Source organism: Peribacillus sp. GL_122 (assembly GCF_057835005.1).
The window spans coordinates 3,740,623-3,757,809 of record NZ_CM174415.1; the positions used below are offsets into that span (position 1 = coordinate 3,740,623).

The 17,187-nt window shown below is 41.3% G+C and carries 18 protein-coding genes; 1 reads left to right on the top strand and 17 read right to left on the bottom strand.

The window, feature by feature from the left end; genetic code table 11:
• The first annotated feature begins 453 nt into the window (after positions 1-453).
• Positions 454-1,323: a DUF1002 domain-containing protein gene (locus tag AC3ISB_RS18025; RefSeq protein ID WP_098370823.1), complete on the top strand. Its 870-nt coding sequence runs from the start codon at positions 454-456 to the stop codon at positions 1,321-1,323.
• Positions 1,324-1,361: 38 nt separating this feature from the next.
• On the opposite strand, the gene lysA is transcribed toward AC3ISB_RS18025, so the two are convergent.
• The 17 genes from lysA to spoIIM form a co-directional block, all read right to left on the bottom strand.
• Positions 1,362-2,690: a diaminopimelate decarboxylase gene (gene lysA, locus AC3ISB_RS18030; RefSeq protein ID WP_098370824.1), complete on the bottom strand. Its 1,329-nt coding sequence runs from the start codon at positions 2,688-2,690 to the stop codon at positions 1,362-1,364.
• A gap of 273 nt (positions 2,691-2,963) precedes the next feature.
• Positions 2,964-4,430, bottom strand: coding sequence for a spore germination protein (locus AC3ISB_RS18035; RefSeq protein WP_480338757.1), 1,467 nt, complete (start codon positions 4,428-4,430; stop codon positions 2,964-2,966).
• A gap of 4 nt (positions 4,431-4,434) precedes the next feature.
• Complete coding sequence (spoVAEA, locus tag AC3ISB_RS18040; RefSeq protein WP_098370826.1) at positions 4,435-5,016, bottom strand: stage V sporulation protein SpoVABEA; 582 nt, start codon at positions 5,014-5,016, stop codon at positions 4,435-4,437.
• 43 nt (positions 5,017-5,059) lie between these two features.
• Positions 5,060-5,482 carry a stage V sporulation protein AB gene (locus AC3ISB_RS18045; protein WP_430097112.1) on the bottom strand — a complete coding sequence of 141 codons (423 nt, stop codon included), beginning with the start codon at positions 5,480-5,482 and terminating at the stop codon, positions 5,060-5,062.
• Positions 5,472-6,092 (bottom strand): stage V sporulation protein AA, encoded by a 621-nt coding sequence (locus AC3ISB_RS18050; protein WP_098370851.1) that lies wholly within the window; start codon positions 6,090-6,092, stop codon positions 5,472-5,474. The genes AC3ISB_RS18045 and AC3ISB_RS18050 overlap by 11 nt, the downstream gene beginning before the upstream one ends.
• A gap of 155 nt (positions 6,093-6,247) precedes the next feature.
• A complete protein-coding gene (locus AC3ISB_RS18055) occupies positions 6,248-7,543 on the bottom strand; it encodes an NCS2 family permease (RefSeq protein ID WP_141993599.1) in 1,296 nt (431 codons plus the stop codon).
• 284 nt (positions 7,544-7,827) lie between these two features.
• A complete protein-coding gene (sigF, locus tag AC3ISB_RS18060) occupies positions 7,828-8,595 on the bottom strand; it encodes an RNA polymerase sporulation sigma factor SigF (protein WP_098370828.1) in 768 nt (255 codons plus the stop codon).
• A gap of 13 nt (positions 8,596-8,608) precedes the next feature.
• Positions 8,609-9,049, bottom strand: coding sequence for an anti-sigma F factor (gene spoIIAB / locus AC3ISB_RS18065; RefSeq protein ID WP_098370829.1), 441 nt, complete (start codon positions 9,047-9,049; stop codon positions 8,609-8,611).
• Between the two features lies 1 nt (position 9,050).
• Positions 9,051-9,401, bottom strand: a complete 351-nt coding sequence (gene spoIIAA, locus AC3ISB_RS18070) for an anti-sigma F factor antagonist (protein ID WP_076365535.1) — start codon at positions 9,399-9,401, stop codon at positions 9,051-9,053.
• Between the two features lie 131 nt (positions 9,402-9,532).
• Entirely contained in the window at positions 9,533-10,699 is a 1,167-nt protein-coding gene (locus AC3ISB_RS18075; protein WP_098370830.1) for a D-alanyl-D-alanine carboxypeptidase family protein, read from the bottom strand.
• A gap of 207 nt (positions 10,700-10,906) precedes the next feature.
• On the bottom strand, positions 10,907-12,211 hold the full coding sequence (locus tag AC3ISB_RS18080) for a pyrimidine-nucleoside phosphorylase (RefSeq protein WP_141993600.1): 1,305 nt from the start codon (positions 12,209-12,211) through the stop codon (positions 10,907-10,909).
• A 65-nt stretch (positions 12,212-12,276) separates the two neighbouring features.
• Positions 12,277-13,089 carry a purine-nucleoside phosphorylase gene (locus tag AC3ISB_RS18085; protein WP_098373672.1) on the bottom strand — a complete coding sequence of 271 codons (813 nt, stop codon included), beginning with the start codon at positions 13,087-13,089 and terminating at the stop codon, positions 12,277-12,279.
• A complete protein-coding gene (gene deoB / locus AC3ISB_RS18090) occupies positions 13,090-14,292 on the bottom strand; it encodes a phosphopentomutase (RefSeq protein ID WP_141993601.1) in 1,203 nt (400 codons plus the stop codon).
• Between the two features lie 303 nt (positions 14,293-14,595).
• Entirely contained in the window at positions 14,596-15,489 is an 894-nt protein-coding gene (gene xerD / locus AC3ISB_RS18095) for a site-specific tyrosine recombinase XerD (RefSeq protein ID WP_141993602.1), read from the bottom strand.
• A 5-nt stretch (positions 15,490-15,494) separates the two neighbouring features.
• Positions 15,495-15,725: a YqzK family protein gene (locus AC3ISB_RS18100; protein WP_370662551.1), complete on the bottom strand. Its 231-nt coding sequence runs from the start codon at positions 15,723-15,725 to the stop codon at positions 15,495-15,497.
• Between the two features lie 165 nt (positions 15,726-15,890).
• Positions 15,891-16,340 (bottom strand): ferric iron uptake transcriptional regulator, encoded by a 450-nt coding sequence (gene fur, locus AC3ISB_RS18105; protein WP_034311309.1) that lies wholly within the window; start codon positions 16,338-16,340, stop codon positions 15,891-15,893.
• Between the two features lie 119 nt (positions 16,341-16,459).
• Entirely contained in the window at positions 16,460-17,107 is a 648-nt protein-coding gene (gene spoIIM, locus AC3ISB_RS18110) for a stage II sporulation protein M (RefSeq protein WP_048680177.1), read from the bottom strand.
• Positions 17,108-17,187 lie beyond the last annotated feature (80 nt).

Consider the following 17,187-nt stretch of genomic DNA (forward strand, 5'->3'; position numbering starts at 1 on the left):
GCACTTGATTTATCGCTGTGCTATGTGCTAAGCGATAAACAGCCAATATACGATTCCCCACATCAAAGCGATAATAAGCATCATAAGTAAAAGAGCCTTATTACTTTTCCTCATTCCATACTCCCTTTATGAATGGTCCAAATATTTAAATAACGAATTCATTCTACTATAACTTAACACAAACTGACAAATATCCTTGCAATCTTGCTTCGATTTTACTACATTGGTAAAGTGATCTAGGTTCATAGAGTGCCCTCTTAGGTATAAAAGACAAAGATACACCAAACTTTTTCGTTAAAAAAACGTAGCTTATCTTGGGCTATATAAATTTTTTTCAGGAAAATATGTATCTTTTTTATCCTTTGTTTCGTCAAATACTATGAATCTGATTTAAAGTGCCGCCCTTTTATTGAAAGATTCCCAATTCAGAAGGAAAAGTTAAGGAGGATTATCATGAAAAAAATGAATAAATGGGTCATTGTGACCATTTTGTTATGTCTATTATTGCCATATAAAGCTTTTGCAGATGCAGCTGTTGGTGAAATGATCGTCACACTTGGTGAGAATTTGACAAATGAACAAAAAAATATGATCTTATCAGAAATGAAAGCACCAAACGATGTTGAGGTTCTAACGGTTACAAATGCGGAAGAACATGAGTACTTAGGAGACTATATCGCTAGCCGTCTGATCGGTACAAAAGCGATTTCATCTTCTGCCATTACTTTGGAGGAAAAAGGTACCGGACTTAAACTGGAGTCGAAAAACATTAACTGGGTTACCGATGAAATGTATATCAATGCACTAGCTACTGCTGGAGTAAAAGATGCTACCGTTTATGTCACAGCACCTATACCCGTTTCCGGTACAGCCGCTTTGACAGGAGTCATTAAAGCCTATGAAATCTCTGCCGACAAGAAGATTCCTGAAGATGTGAAACAGGCAGCGAATGAAGAAATGGTGAAAACAGCAAAATTGGGTGACGAAATCGGTACAGAAGAAGCCTCTTCACTGGTTACGAAAATCAAAGAGGAAATGGCTGCAAATCCACCAGCCAATACTGAAGAGGTCCGCGAGGTTGTCGAGTCTTCAGCAAAAGACCTTGGAATCACCTTAAATGATGCTCAAACTCAAAGTTTAATTGATTTATTCAATAAGCTAAAAGAATTGGATATTGATTGGAACGCTGTCGGTGATCAGCTTACTGCAGCTAAAGATAAACTTTCAAATTTTCTTGAATCCGAAGAGGGTCAATCATTTCTGGATAAATTGAAAGAAGTCTTCAGTAGTTTAATAGACGCGATCAAGTCACTTTTCAGCTGATTCAAATAAAAAAAGGATGGCAACTGCCATCCTTTTTTCTATTCTTTAGTGACGACTGCCGCTTCATGAAGGGCCAAATCCAAATGGATAAGATCTTCGTACGTCTCTCGTTTGATAACCAACCGGGCTTCTCCATTTTCGGCAAAGACGACAGCCGGTCTTGGAATACGATTGTAATTATTCGACATGGAATATCCATATGCCCCTGTACAAAATACCGCCAAGACATCACCGCGGCCGGCTTTTGGCAATGGTAAATCCCAAATCAACATATCTCCGCTTTCACAGCATTTCCCGGCAATGGACACTGTCTCTTCTACAGGGTCAAGCGGCCGATTTGCAAGAATTGCATCATATTTCGCTTCGTAAAGAGCGGGACGTATATTATCACTCATGCCCCCATCAACGGCAATATATTTACGGACATTAGGAACTTCCTTTTCAGAACCGACCTTGTACAGTGTCACACCGGCGTCACCGACTAATGAACGGCCAGGTTCGATCCAGATTTCAGGCATCACTAAATCAGAATCCGCAATCAGGTTCTGCACTTCCCTAACGATTTCCTCAACATATTGAGACGCCGGTAGCGGGTCGTCCTCTTGTGTATACCGAATCCCGAAACCTCCTCCGAGATTCAATACCTTTGGTTGAAACCCTACCGAGCCGTGCCAATCATTCAGCTTGCCGATAATTTTTTTGGCTGCAAGAAGGAAACCGGTCGTTTGAAAGATCTGGGAACCGATATGACAGTGAAGCCCCAGCACTTCGAGGAATTCACTTTGCAGCGCTTGCCGAAGAGCAGCTTCGGCCTGGCCGTTAATAAGATCAAAACCAAATTTCGAATCTTCTTGTCCTGTCAATATATAATCATGCGTATGGGCCTCGATACCCGGTGTTACACGAAGAAGGATTTTCACCTTTTGTTCACGGTTTGTACAAATTTCTTCCAACAGTGTCAACTCTGAAAAATTATCGACTACTATACAGCCAATGTCATGATCCAAAGCCATATGTAGCTCTTCATCACTTTTGTTATTTCCATGAAAATGAATACGTTCTGTTGGGAAATTTGCCTTAATTGCCGTATACAATTCCCCTGCTGAGACAACATCGAGAGAAAGTCCTTCTTGCTCTGCCAACTGGATCATGGCAATCGAAGAAAAGGCCTTACTTGCGTAAGCAACTTGAGCTGAAATCCCCAATTCCTCAAATGTTCTCTTGAACCCTCTTGCCCGTTCGCGAATTAGCTCTACATCATAAACATATAATGGTGTTCCAAATTGCTCGATCAATTCGATCGTGTCCACTCCGCCAATCTCCAGATGTCCACGTTCATTTACACCACCGGTTCCGTACAAATGCATGATAGCCTCACCTTCCTGACTTAAAACTAAAGATTAATAAGAAATGAGGCAGCCTCAAATAAAGAAACCCTGCTGTAAAAGGTCCTCTATATGAACAAGCCTCATCCGAATCGATATCCATGTAAATATTGTTCTCTATGACTGCTTGGTAGTTCGAAAGGAAAGACAGATTGGTTTAAACTCCAAAGAGTCATAGTAGCTCTATCTCTTTGTGAAGCCTAACAATACCTCTTTATCCGAATAAAATTAAATTACCACAACTTTTCGACAACATCAACCTTTAGATTTTCTCGGCTGCCTATATAGATCTTGGGGATGTACAATACTCGGACGTTCTATAGTACCAGGATAAGGTCTTCTTAATATTATATGTGACAGGGCCTTTGGCTGAAACGGTAGAAGCGGCCATAAATAAGGCGTATTTAACGTTTTTATACTAGTAAGCATAATAATGTAGAGTGTGATGCCTATAATTAAACCAGGCACTTTAAATAAAGCAACCAACACTATCAGGACTAAACGGGAAATTTTATTTGCAACCCCTAATTCCAAACTTGGAGTGACAAATGTACCGATTGTCGCTACTGAAGCGTAGAGAACCACCTCAGGAACAAAAAGGCCAACATCTATCGCTATCTGTCCTATCAAAACTGCCGCAACCAAGCCCATTGCCGTAGAAAGCGGGGTCGGGGTATGAACGGCTGCCATCCTTAAAAATTCTATCCCAATATCGGAAATGAAGATTTGGATCACAATGGGTATATGCGTTTTTTCATTCGGCCCGATATACTCGAACTTCTCCGGCAGGAGGGAAGGCTCTAAACAAAACAATAACCAAATCGGCAGTAAGAATAACGAAACGAAAATCCCCAAAAAACGTACCCAGCGCACCAAGGTTCCAACAGTAGGTGCCTGCCGATACTCCTCAGCATGTTGCATGTGATGGAAAAGAGTAGACGGAGTAATGATGACACTCGGTGACGTATCCACATAAATAAGGACATGCCCCTCAAGTAAATGTGTTGCAGCTACATCTGCCCGTTCCGTGTACCTGACAAGCGGGTATGGGTTATATCTTTGCTTAACGACGAACTCTTCGATCGTTTTATCAGACATCGTTATGCCATCAACCTCAATACTATTCAATTCCTTACGAACGATTTCTATCAAATCGGGATCGGCAATATCTTTAATGTAGCCGATGGATATATCCGTTTTCGATCGTTCCCCTACATGCAACATTTCGAAACGTAATCTTTCATCCCGGATTCTTCGTCTGGTTATCGCTGTGTTAATGATGATATTCTCAACAAAACCATCCCTTGATCCACGGACGACTTTTTCCGTATCGGGTTCTACTGGCTGTCTCCCGGGATAACTCCTGACATCCACAACCAACCCTATTGGTTTTCCATCGACAACAACGACGATTAAACCGGATAATACCTGATCAACAAGCTCATCCATCGTCTTTATTTCCTCAACGGATTGGTGTACGAGCAAGTTTTTGACTACATCAAAAACTTTAGTAGACACGATTTCGGCATTTTTGTTATGAATAAGAGAATCGAGGATATCAATGATGTACTCTGAATCCGTCAGCCCGTTTATATAGTAAATATGCACATCTTTTCTTAAAACCTTTATCCTTCTTACTCCTAAGTCGAAGCTGACGCCCAGACCTACTTTCTCTTTCATGTACGCGTCAACTTCCGCTACCCTACTCGGAATCGGTTTCATGTTTTCAGGTTTTTCTGAAGTCATCATGACCACTCCTTTCCAATATGATTTCAACCGCTAGCTTCGTTATTGGTGCTCCTCTTTTAAAATCGTCCTGATGGGACATTTTTCCGATATCCCCTATCCCCACTACTATGGGAACATGTAATTGATCGATGCAATACACCGTATCTCCAGTTATCTTGCCGAGTTCAAATTCTTCGGCGCCGTATTTATCAACCCCGTTCGGTGTCAGGTTACCATCACGGTCAATACAGATATCCACCTTGGTCCATTCTTCCCTTCTAGTCTTCGAAGCGACCGCTATCACACCAAGGACATTAATATCAGGGTGACCGGCAACCACCTTCATTGCCTGTTCGCCTGATCCTTCACCGATAAAACCGCTATCATCAAACATGACCAATACAGGATCATACTTCGCCTTTTTTATTAATTCAACTAGCTCCAAGCCCGTATATCGTGATGGATTACCTTGGGACATGGAGATACATCTTCCTCCAATTTCCTTGGCTACATGCTCGACAGCCCGTTTCGCATACTCATCTCCATCCGTAATCAATATCACTTTTCGTTTGGTCACCATCTTGGGCCTACCTTTCATCATCAGGAATAGTTACCTCATAAACTTATAAATCGACATAATAAATCCATTGGAATAATGATCCGGCTATTTTTCCCAATACGAGTGCCATTAACAGATAAATGATTTTCTCTTGAATTCCGATTCGCTTTGACAGAACCGGAAATACATTCAGGACTTCAGTTAAGGCAGCAGCAAGCATCCCATTAAAGATCCCGTCAGCCAAACCGATCGGAATTAATAAAAAATGCGGAAGGGAAAATTCCGTTTCCTGTAATCCTAACCATGTTCCTGCGACAACGCCGGCAATGATAGCTCCTTCGTAGTAATGTATCATTTTCATTGTTTTTGTCAGCTGAGTCAGTCTCGGAATCACCCCAAGTACAGTTAAAAACGCTACAAAACCAGCACCTGTCGCAAACCCCCCGGCTAAACCGACAAAGATTCCGAAGATGATTTTACCGGTCATCAAGGCGGCGCACGTTCTCCTTATTTTCATTCATGATTACATAACTGTCCAAATCCTGCTGATAGTTGAACATTTCAACCTCGAGCGGACTAGGTTCTTCATTGAAGCGTTTTTTAAAGAAGTGATTAAAAAATAGAATCATGCCTATACCAAGACCGAAGCTGTATGGGATTTGGATCAATAACGGCTTATCTTCCACTTTTCCCGTTATTATAGTAAAGATTTTTTGATGCACTTCCCCCATGCTGACATCTACATGAAAATTCATGATCGTCATCCCGCCGCCGACAAATAACAAAAACCAAACCAATGCGAATGTCAGGTATGACATTTTCTTTTTCGAGAGGATGATTTCGATGATCGTTTGGGAGGGCCCGAATGTCTCCACTTCAATAGTCTGATCCATCTTGCGGATGGCCATGATAACTTGAGCCAAATCAATGACAATAATATTCCTATCTTCCTTCTTGACCGTTAATAATATGATTTCTTCAATAATGGGAATCACTTCTTCAGGTCCGATTATCCTTGCAATATCTTTTATCCTCACCGTTTGATTTCCCTTTACTTGTACACGGTTCCTCATCCTGATATATACAACTGCCACTATCATCACATCCCGACCTTTTATTTCCTTATGCTAGTAGTATGGATTGGAAACTGATTGAAAATGCAGAAAGTGAATCATGTCCAAATATTACTAAATTGAAAACAAAAAAAGACACGCTGCAATGACAGCATGTCTTTTTGATTTACATTCATACATTAATGAGTGGGGAAGAAAATCAGCTGAACCAAAAATATCAATCCAAAAATATAAATGAGCGGATGTACCGATTTTCCTTTTCCACTGAATACCTTCATAAGGGGATATGTAATGAACCCAATTGCAATCCCTGTAGATATACTTGAAGTAAGCGGCATCGTTAAAATGATCGCAAATGCAGGAAATGCTTCATCGAAAATTTTCCAATTGACTTTAGCCAGTCCTTCCATCATGAAACATCCTACGATAATCAAGACGGGAGCTGTAATTGCTTGAACTGAAGAAATTGCCGATATCAATGGAGAAAAGAAAATCGATGCAGCAAACAAGATTGCCACGACAGTAGCGGTTAATCCCGTACGTCCGCCTGCGGCCACTCCCGTACTCGATTCAACATAGGCCGTCGAAGGACTTGTACCAAACATCGAGCCGACTGTCGTCGCAATCGCATCACCTAAAAAGGCTTTCTTGGCACGAGGGATTTTCCCATCCTTCGTTAGACCAGCCTGTTCCGTCACACCAATCAAGGTTCCTGTCGTATCAAAGATCGTCACAAGTAAAAAGGCGAAAACAATTGAATATAATGAATTCGTGAAGACCCCAGCAATATCGATATCGAAAAATACCGGTGTTGGAGGTACAGATAAGACCCCGTCAAAGTTGAGCAAACCGATAAAGTAGCCAATGATTGCCGTAATGATCATACCAATGAAAATTGCCCCTTTAATATTACGGGCCATAAAAATCAAGGTAATGAATAAACCTGCCAGCGCTAAAACGGTTCCAGGCTGGTGCAAATCTCCAAGCGTCACCATCGTTGATTCATTAGGCACTACGATTCCAGCATTTTTCAATCCGATAAACGCAATGAATAAACCAATTCCGGATGTGATGCCATATTTTAATGAGTTAGGAATCGCATCAATTATCATTTTACGCAAGCTTGTCACGCTAATTAATAGAAATAGCAAACCAGCAATGAAAACCGTACCGAATACGGTCTGGTATGAAAGGCCCTGTGCCCCCACTACGCTGGCAAAATAAGCATTCAAACCCATCCCTGGTGCTATCGCAATCGGGTATTTTGCAACAAGCCCCATGATAAGGGTACCAATCACCGCTGAAATGACCGTTGCCATGAAAACTTGTTCAAATGGAATTCCGATTGAAGACAATAAAGCCGGATTCACAATAAGGATATAAACCATAGTTAAAAATGTCGTAACACCCGCCATGACTTCTGTGCGGACATCCGTCCCATTTTCTTTCAGGGAGAAAAACTTTTCCAAAAACATATTTTAGACCTCCAGATCTAAAGGAAACACCGACAACCGTTTGCACGAAAAGACAAGGTGTCCTAATATTGTACTGCATCGACGTTTTTCCTGATCGTTATTCATTGAAAGAAATATAAAAAAACGAATGAGAAACGCGACCTTTACTATAATATTCGTTTTTATTCCTAAATTCAACTAAAAATTCGACCCCATTCATATTTTCTCCTTACCTGATAAGGAATCACTTTTACTTTTTCCTAAAATCAAGATTTATTTTCAGCTCAATAAAAAAACCACATGAATCATTGATTCATGTGGTTTTTCATTTGCTGAAGAATCTTCTTTTCCAGCCTTGACACTTGGACTTGGGAAATGCCAAGCCTTGCCGCCACTTCCGATTGCGTCTGATCTTTATAATACCTCAGGAAAACAATCAGCCTTTCACGTTCATTCAATTCATGGATGGCTTCTTTCAAAGCGATTTGATCGAACCAGGATGTTTCATTATTGTCGGCAATCTGGTCAAGAAGAGTAATCGGATCTCCATCATTTTCGTAAACCGTTTCATGGATGGATGAAGGGCTCCTGCTAGCTTCTTGGGCCATGATGATTTCCTCTGGAGACAGCTCTAGATGTTCCGCCAATTCATTGACAGTCGGAACACGGCCATACGTCTTTGAAAGTTCCTCTTTGGCCCTGCGAATTTTATTCGCCATTTCCTTTAATGACCGGCTTACTTTAACCGTTCCGTCATCACGGATAAAACGTTGGATTTCACCAATGATCATAGGCACAGCATACGTTGAGAATTTCACTTCAAACGATAAATCAAATTTATCCACGGACTTCAACAGGCCAATACAGCCTATTTGATAAAGGTCATCCGGTTCGTAACCTCGATTGAGGAACCTTTGCACCACTGACCATACAAGCCTCAGATTGCTGTTGACAATCAGGTTCCTCGCATCTTGGTCACCGCTCTGGCTGCGTTGGATTAAATTCCGCAATTCCTCATCTTTTAAATGGGGCTGGCCTTTCTTGCTCTTCTCGTTTTTAACCTCCACATCCATATGCAAGTCTCCCTTAATTGCACAAAGCTCTGCTTGTAGTTAAGTGCTTTTTTAATCGAATGATCGTGCCTTCGCCCTTGTGGGAAATTATATTGATTTCATCCATGAAGTTTTCCATGATGGTGAATCCCATACCGGAACGTTCAAGTTCGGGTTTTGTCGTAAATAACGGCTGTTTAGCCTCCTCGACGTCTTCAATGCCCAGTCCTTCATCCCGGATGGTCAATTCCACAGTATCGTCTTCGATGACCACTGAAATGTAGACCCAGCCTTCCGGGTCACTTTCATAACCATGGATAATCGAATTCGTAACGGCTTCTGACACGACAGTCTTGATTTCTGTCAATTCATCCATCGTCGGGTCCAATTGGGCAATGAAAGCCGCAACAGTTACCCTGGCAAAAGATTCATTTTGGCTAAGTGCAGAAAATTTCGTTTCCATTTTATTTTTCATCTCAGGCAACCCCCAGTCTTTGCAAAGCGTTTTTTTCGGATAGTTCCATTTTAACAATTTTAAACAACCCTGACATCTCAAATAACCGCTTTACTGCTGGAGATATTGCACAGACCACCATTTCACCTTGCTTTTTGTTTACCTGCTTATAGCGCCCTAAAATAACTCCGAGCCCTGAACTGTCCATAAAATCCAATTCTTCCATGTTAAGGATGATATGCTTGATGTTATGCTTTTGAATGGCTGCCTCTGCCTGATTTTTCAATTTTTCTGCTGTATGATGATCCAAATCACCTTTGAGACGAATGCACAATACGCTGTTTTTCGCCTCCATATTAATCGTAAGACTCATTATATACAGCCTCCTTCACTGTCTTATAAAGAGTCAAATTCTCTTTTTCACCTGCCGATTCCTCCTTATTAGCAAAACTAGTGGAGTTTCGCCTAAATTAGTACGATTAACAGGCAATGCGACAATTTATTCTATTTCGCCTGGGTAAACATGCCGAAAGCCCTTTTATACAATTGCCACCAGCTGGCATTTTCAACAGTTTCCTTCGCAACTATCGGAGATTCGACATACACTTTACCGTTTTTCTTCAATTCAAGCGTACCAATTTCATCCCCTTTTTTAATCGGGGCATCCAAATCTTTATCAAGCGTGATTTTTTTTGTAAAGTCCTTTGCCGTTCCGTTTTTGGCTGTCAAAACTGAAATCGGTTCACTTGTGACTCCCACCACGGATTTTTTGTGTCCTTTACTTACCTTGGCTTCACCTAACACTTCGCCGCGTTTATAAATCGGGTATGTGATGTATTGTGAAAATGCATAATCTAACATCTTGGTGACCTGAGCGTTTCGTTCTTTTGGAGAAACGGCTCCGAAAACGACGGCAATGACACGCATATTCCCTTTTTTAGCAGTCGCTGTCAAACAATACTTCGCTTCATTTGTGAATCCTGTTTTCAATCCATCGACCCCAGGGTAAAATTTCACTAATCTGTTCGTGTTTACAAGCCAGAATTTCTTTTCGGTATTTTCACGGAGATAATCTTCATATGTACCCGTGAACCTTGTAATCGTATCGTATTTCAATAATTCCTTTGCCATGATCGACATATCATGTGCCGAACTGTAATGATCTTTAACAGGAAGGCCTGTTGCGTTTTGGAACTTTGTATTTTTCAACCCGAGATCTTTCGCCTTTTTGTTCATTTTCCTAACAAACTCTTCTTCCGATCCAGCTATATGTTCAGCCATCGCCACCGATGCATCATTCGCCGAACCAATCGAGATGCCCTTGAGCATTTGTTCTGTGGTCATTTCTTCACCCGGCTCGAGAAAGATCTGGGAACCGCCCATCGATGCTGCATACTCACTAGTTCTGATTTTCTCCTTCATGCTAAGTTCGCCTTTATCGATCGCTTCCATGATCAGCAGCATCGTCATGATTTTCGTCATGCTTGCCGGTGAAAGACGAACGTCTGCATTTTTATCATAGAGAACAGTACCTGTATCCCGTTCAATCAATATAGCGGATTTAGCATTTGCCGCCAATTCGACTCCTTTTTCTTCAGCTGCTTTTGTATGCGGGATGCTAAACCCCAATGCTACCAAAACGGTTAAAAATAGAGAAAGAATCCGCTTCATCTCCATACCCTCCAATCTTTATAGATTTTATTTTTTCCATTAAACCCATTTTTATACAAATAAAGATGAATTTTGAAACATATACTGGATATAGGGTAACAAATTGAACCAAATTAAAAGAGGATGCGCATGGGCATCCTCTTTTAACATTCAATGGGATAAACGTAAAAAAAGGCCGCTCAAAAGCGGCCTTTTTTTGGAAAATGTTTATTCCATGATCTCTTTATAGATCAATGTAGGTTTTTCTATTTTCTCTTTTGAAATCGCAATGCTTTCATACAATTTTTCCTTTACCTTTGAAACATCTTCAAAATTGCTGTAAATCGTCACTAGGGATTCACCTTTTGCCACGGTTTCCCCGATTTTTTTACGAAGTACCAGTCCGACTGCCAAATCAATCTCTGATTCTTTTGTTGCCCGCCCGGCGCCCAACAGCATGGCTGCCGTTCCTACCTCATCAGCGATGATTTCCGATACATATCCGTCCTCTTTCGCTTCCAGCTCGAAAGTATGAGCAGCCTGCGGTAGTTTTTCCGGATGATCCACAACCGAACCATCGCCTCCCTGCGCTTCTAGGAAAACCTTGAATGAGTTAAGTGCAGAACCATCCTTAATCGCATTTTCCAGCAAGGTTCTTGCTTCTTCCAGCGAGCTTGCCTTTTTGGCAAGGTATACCATATGGCTTCCTAGTGTTAAAGAAAGTTCCGTTAAATCTTCCGGTCCCTCTCCTTTAAGCGTATCGATGGCTTCCTTCACTTCTAAAGCATTTCCGATTGCGTAACCCAAAGGTTGGCTCATATCGGAAATGACGGCCATCGTGTTTCGGCCCACATTGTTTCCAATGCTAACCATTGCATGCGCCAACTCTTCGGAATCTTCGAGAGTTTTCATGAAAGCGCCCGCTCCCGTTTTAACATCAAGTACGATGGCATCAGCACCAGCGGCGATTTTCTTACTCATGATCGAGCCAGCAATCAAACCGATACTGTTAACGGTAGCCGTAACATCGCGCAATGCATATAACTTTTTGTCGGCTGGAGTCAGGTTACCACTTTGTCCAATGACAGCTATCTTATTTTTATTAACAAGTCGAATGAACTCGTCATTTTCTATTTCGACATGAAATCCTTTTACAGACTCCAACTTATCGATCGTTCCTCCTGTATGACCAAGACCGCGTCCTGACATCTTTGCCACTGGAACACCTACAGCAGCAACCAATGGTCCAAGCACTAGAGTTGTGGTATCACCAACACCGCCTGTTGAATGTTTATCGACCTTAATTCCTTCAATCATCGATAAATCAATTTGATCTCCTGATTCGACCATTGCCATGGTTAGATCAGCACGTTCCTGCTCATTCATGCCTTTGAAATAAACTGCCATTGACCAAGCGCTCATTTGGTAATCCGGAATCGATCCATCGGTAAACCCTTTGATGATGAACTGTATTTCTTCTGTAGTAAGAGCCTTTCCATCACGCTTTTTCTCGATTAAATCTACCATTCTCATATTAGAATCCCCACTTTTTCAAAGACACCGCTTCTCTTAGGTGTACTTGGATTTTTTTGTTCGTTTTATATGTCTTTAACGATAAGCTTAACAAATTCAAGAAAACTGCTTTTCACTTTTTCAGTCGTTTCAATTACCTCTTCATGCGACAAAGGCTGATCAAGAATGCCTGCGGCCATATTTGTAAGGCATGAAATTCCGAGCACCTTCATACCACTATGCCTAGCTACGATAACTTCCGGAACTGTCGACATACCAACTGCATCCCCGCCAAGGATCCTTGCCATTTTCACTTCTGCCGGTGTCTCATAGGTCGGTCCTGTATTTCCGATATAGACACCTTCTTTAATATCCAATCCTAGTGAAGCTGCTATTTTTTTTGCTTGTGTCCGAAGGTCTTTATTATAAGCCTCCGACATATCAGGGAATCTAGGGCCGAAACGCTCTTCATTAGGGCCAATCAATGGGTTTGCCCCCATTAAATTAATATGATCCGTAATGAGCATCAAGTCACCTGGTTCATAGCTTTCATTAACGCTTCCGGCAGCATTCGTTACAATTAACTGCTCAACACCAAGTAGCTTCATTACACGTACAGGAAAAGTGACTTTCTCCATGGAGTAGCCCTCATAAAAGTGGAAACGTCCTTGCATGGCTACAACTTTTTTACCACTTAAATGTCCAATGACAAGCTGTCCAGCGTGTCCCTCAACAGTCGATACCGGGAATTCCGGGATTTCGTGGTATGGAATAGTTATCGGATTTTCAATTTCATCCGCTAATACTCCAAGACCGGAACCAAGAATCAGCCCTATCTCCGGAGAGCCTTCAATTTTACTTTTTATAAATGACGCAGCAGTCTCTATTTTATTAAACATCTATTTAATCTCCCCTAAATTTAAATCGCCCAATATATTTTTCCCAAAGGCAGGCATTTTCACGTCAAAATTAGCAGCGACCGTCGCCCCAATATCAGCAAATGTATCTCTTATCGGGAGTTCGGCACCTTCTGTAAATCGTTTGGAATAAACTAATAATGGTACATATTCACGTGTGTGATCGGTTCCTTCATGGACCGGATCATTCCCGTGATCGGCAGTGATGATCAATAAATCATCCTCATTCAGTTTATCAAGGACTTCCGGCATCCGAGCATCGAATTCTTCCAATGCCTTTCCGTATCCCTCTGGATCGCGGCGGTGACCGTATAAAGCATCGAAGTCGACTAGATTAAGGAAACTTAACCCTTTGAAATCCTGTTCTACCGTTTGGATTAATTTATCCATTCCATCCATATTGGATACGGTCCTCAATGATTCAGTGACGCCTTCCCCATCAAAGATATCAGAGATCTTCCCGATTGCGAGCACATCATATCCAGAATCCTTCAATTCATCCATTACTGTCCGGTTAAAAGGCTTCAACGCATAATCATGACGGTTAGGCGTTCTTTTGAAGTTGCCTGGTTCACCTGTGAACGGTCTGGCAATCACGCGTCCAACCTTGAACTCATCAGCCATCGTCACTTCACGGGCAATTTCACAAATCTTGTATAATTCGTCTATCGGAACGATATCTTCATGTGCAGCAATCTGTAATACGGAATCAGCTGATGTATAAACGATCAGCGCACCCGTTTTCATATGTTCCTCGCCAAGCCTTTCAATGATTTCCGTGCCGCTTGCCGGGACGTTCCCAATAATTCCCCGACCCATCTTCGCCTCGAGTTCATTGACTAATAACTCCGGGAAACCATCTGGAAATACACGGAATGGAGTCGATATATTTAACCCCATGATTTCCCAATGTCCAGTCATCGTATCTTTTCCTGTAGAGGCTTCCTTCATTTTCGTAAAGTATGCGAGAGGTTGTTGAGCTTTATCAATCCCCTTGATTTCACGGATATTGCCTAAACCCAATTTTGCGAGTGTCGGCATGTTCAATCCATTCATTCTTTCTGCGATATGGCCAAGTGTATCCGCCCCTTTATCGCCGAATAAATCTGCATCAGGTGATTCGCCAATCCCAACTGAATCCATAACTATTACAAATATTCGTTTAAATGCTGAATTCCCTTTCATGAGTCATTCCTCCTAAAATAGTAAATCACTTTTTATACTCTCTATAATACCCTTATTCTGCTCAGTTACTCTTCATTTAAATGAAATCGTTTGAGAACGTCAGAAGTCTGACCTCTCTACATTGTAAACGATTACCATGATGGAGACAAATAATATATTTCGGAATGAAACAAAGTGCCTTAAGATGCACGTTGGAATCATTTGCAGCCCTTTTACCAGTCAAGTACAAACGGAGAAAAAAGGCTGCTCCTCCAACTGCCTCGCAGTTAAATTCACAACCTTTTCTATCATTCTACTATTCTTTTAAGCTCGCGGATGGAATTTTGAATATACATCCTTGATCCGTACGTTCGTAATATGTGTATAAATTTGAGTTGTCGAAATATCCGCATGACCAAGCATTTCTTGGACGGCACGTAAATCAGCCCCGTTCATCAATAGATGTGTCGCGAAAGAATGTCTTAGTGTATGCGGTGTAATTTCTTTTTCAATTTGTGCCGATTTTACAAGTTTTTTTAGAATCTTCCAAAATCCCTGCCTTGTCAGCCTGTTTCCATGATGATTCAAAAAAAGTGAATCTGTCCTGTGCTTGGGACTGGCCATTTTCCCCCGGGAACTTTCCATATAATGTTCAATCGCACCCAATGCAGTTTGTCCAATCGGAATGATCCTCTCTTTATTTCCTTTCCCTACGCATCGGACAAAACCCATCGATGCATGGACATCACTCACATCCATGGATATCAACTCACTGACACGCATCCCCGTCGCATACATCAGTTCTAGCATCGCCTTATCGCGTAAACCGAATTCATCCATTTTCTTCGGGGCTTCCAATAGTGCTTCCACCTCTTCCATGCTTAATACCTTTGGAAGGCTTCGTTCAGGTTTTGGCGTTTCTATATGTATGGACGGATCCTGCTCGGATACTTTTTCCCTTAAAAGAAATTGATGAAAAGACCGAATGGAAGCTATATGACGCGCCACCGTCTTCGATGATTTCCCTTGATCCTTCAAATGCACGAGAAAGTGCAGGATGTTCACCCGCCGTGAATCATTCCAAGCTTCAATTGTTTCAACATCTTTCAGATAGCTCCAATATGATCTTAAGTCACGCTCATACGAAACGAGCGTATTTTTGGCAAGTCCTTTTTCAATGGTTAAAAAATGAATGAAATCCCTAATTTGATTCTCCATATTCATTACTCCCCGTTTAAATAAAACAACATTAAGCGTTCAAGCCATGCATCATCACCCGTATCAACAGCCTTTGATACTTTTACGGCCATGCCTTTCGGTTCATCATAACGATGATAACTTTGATATTCCTGATTTAACCATACCATTCCTATATAAAAAAGAACAGTGAAGCTAACAAAGAGAACCATCACTTTAGCCGTGTGCAAAACAAGCGATAATGATGTTTTCATCATCTTTCCCCTCCCATTCGATCCTTTGTATCAATCTATGCCCAACAGGACAAGTTTTATACGTGTTTCGGAAAGGAGAAAACAAAAACAGCTCTTCCTTGAGAAAATAGGTTTTTAAAACGCAGAAAACCTTCTCCATTAAATGGAAAAGGTCCGACTTCATTCACCTTAATTTTCTTCTTTGTCATGACATCGATGACAAATGCCATGAAAGGTTAATCTATGGTCTTTAATCTTGAAGTTCCAGTCGCGTTCCACAATGTCTTCTACGTCTTCAAGTAGGTCTTCCTGGATTTCATCTACCGCACCACATTCCACACAAACAAGATGATGATGGAAATGCGCAGCTCCTTCTTGTCTTAAATCATAACGGGAAACCCCGTCTCCAAAGTTAATTTTATCTACTATCTTCAATTCAGTCAGCAACTCTAGCGTACGGTAAACTGTTGCCAATCCAATTTCCGGCGACTTTTCTTTGACAAGGAGGTAAACGTCTTCTGCGCTTAAATGATCCTCTTCATGCTCAAGTAAAACGCGGACGGTCGCTTCTCGCTGAGGCGTTAATTTGTAGCTGGACGAGTGTAACTGCTTTTTTATCCTATCAATTCTGTTTTCTATTTCCATACCTAATATTCCCTCCCGCGCCGCTATCCTATCCATTATATCAAAAGAGGGAAAACTGTCAAAATAGATTTCTTGTTAATGATAAAAAAATTTGCGGGAACGGTAAATTTTCATCAATGACCCAATAAACTTACGACATTTTTCATTAAAGAAGGGGATAGGTACGCTTCAAACACGGCAGCCGTAATCAAAAATAAACCCGACAAAACCAATGAGAAAATATACCGCGAAATTATCGGCTTCAGCGGTTCACGAACCTGCTTTAGGAAAATCCGGCTGATCATTTTCATTGATAGAGAGACGGCAAGGACAGTTATTACGATGAATATCGGGACGATGAATATATTTTGGGGCAGAATAGCGACAAACGATAATAAGAACCCGCTCCATCCCATTTGATTGACTAAAAAGCCGACTGTGAATCCAACAACCATCCCTTTTATAAATAACAAAACCAGGATGACAGGCAAACCGATGACCGATATTCCGAGAATCCAGATGACCCCGATATATTTTATATTATGCATAATACTTTGGCTGAACATATCATGCGAAGATGCAAATTCACCCTTGGATACTTGTCCGAAAAATTGCGATAAATAATAGAACAAGTCTTCCTTTTGGGTAAAGCTCAAACTATTCACCAATATTGCCCCAAAAATGACACCCATCAAAAAAAGCACAGTGATAAAGACATATAATGAGGAATGTTCGTTAATATGTTTCATTACGGCATTTTGTACGACAGATTTTTTTTTCATCTTTCATCCTCCCAACTCCGCTTACTAGAATCTATGTTTTCACTCTCTCATTTATGCTAAGAAAACTTTCCCCATCAGCC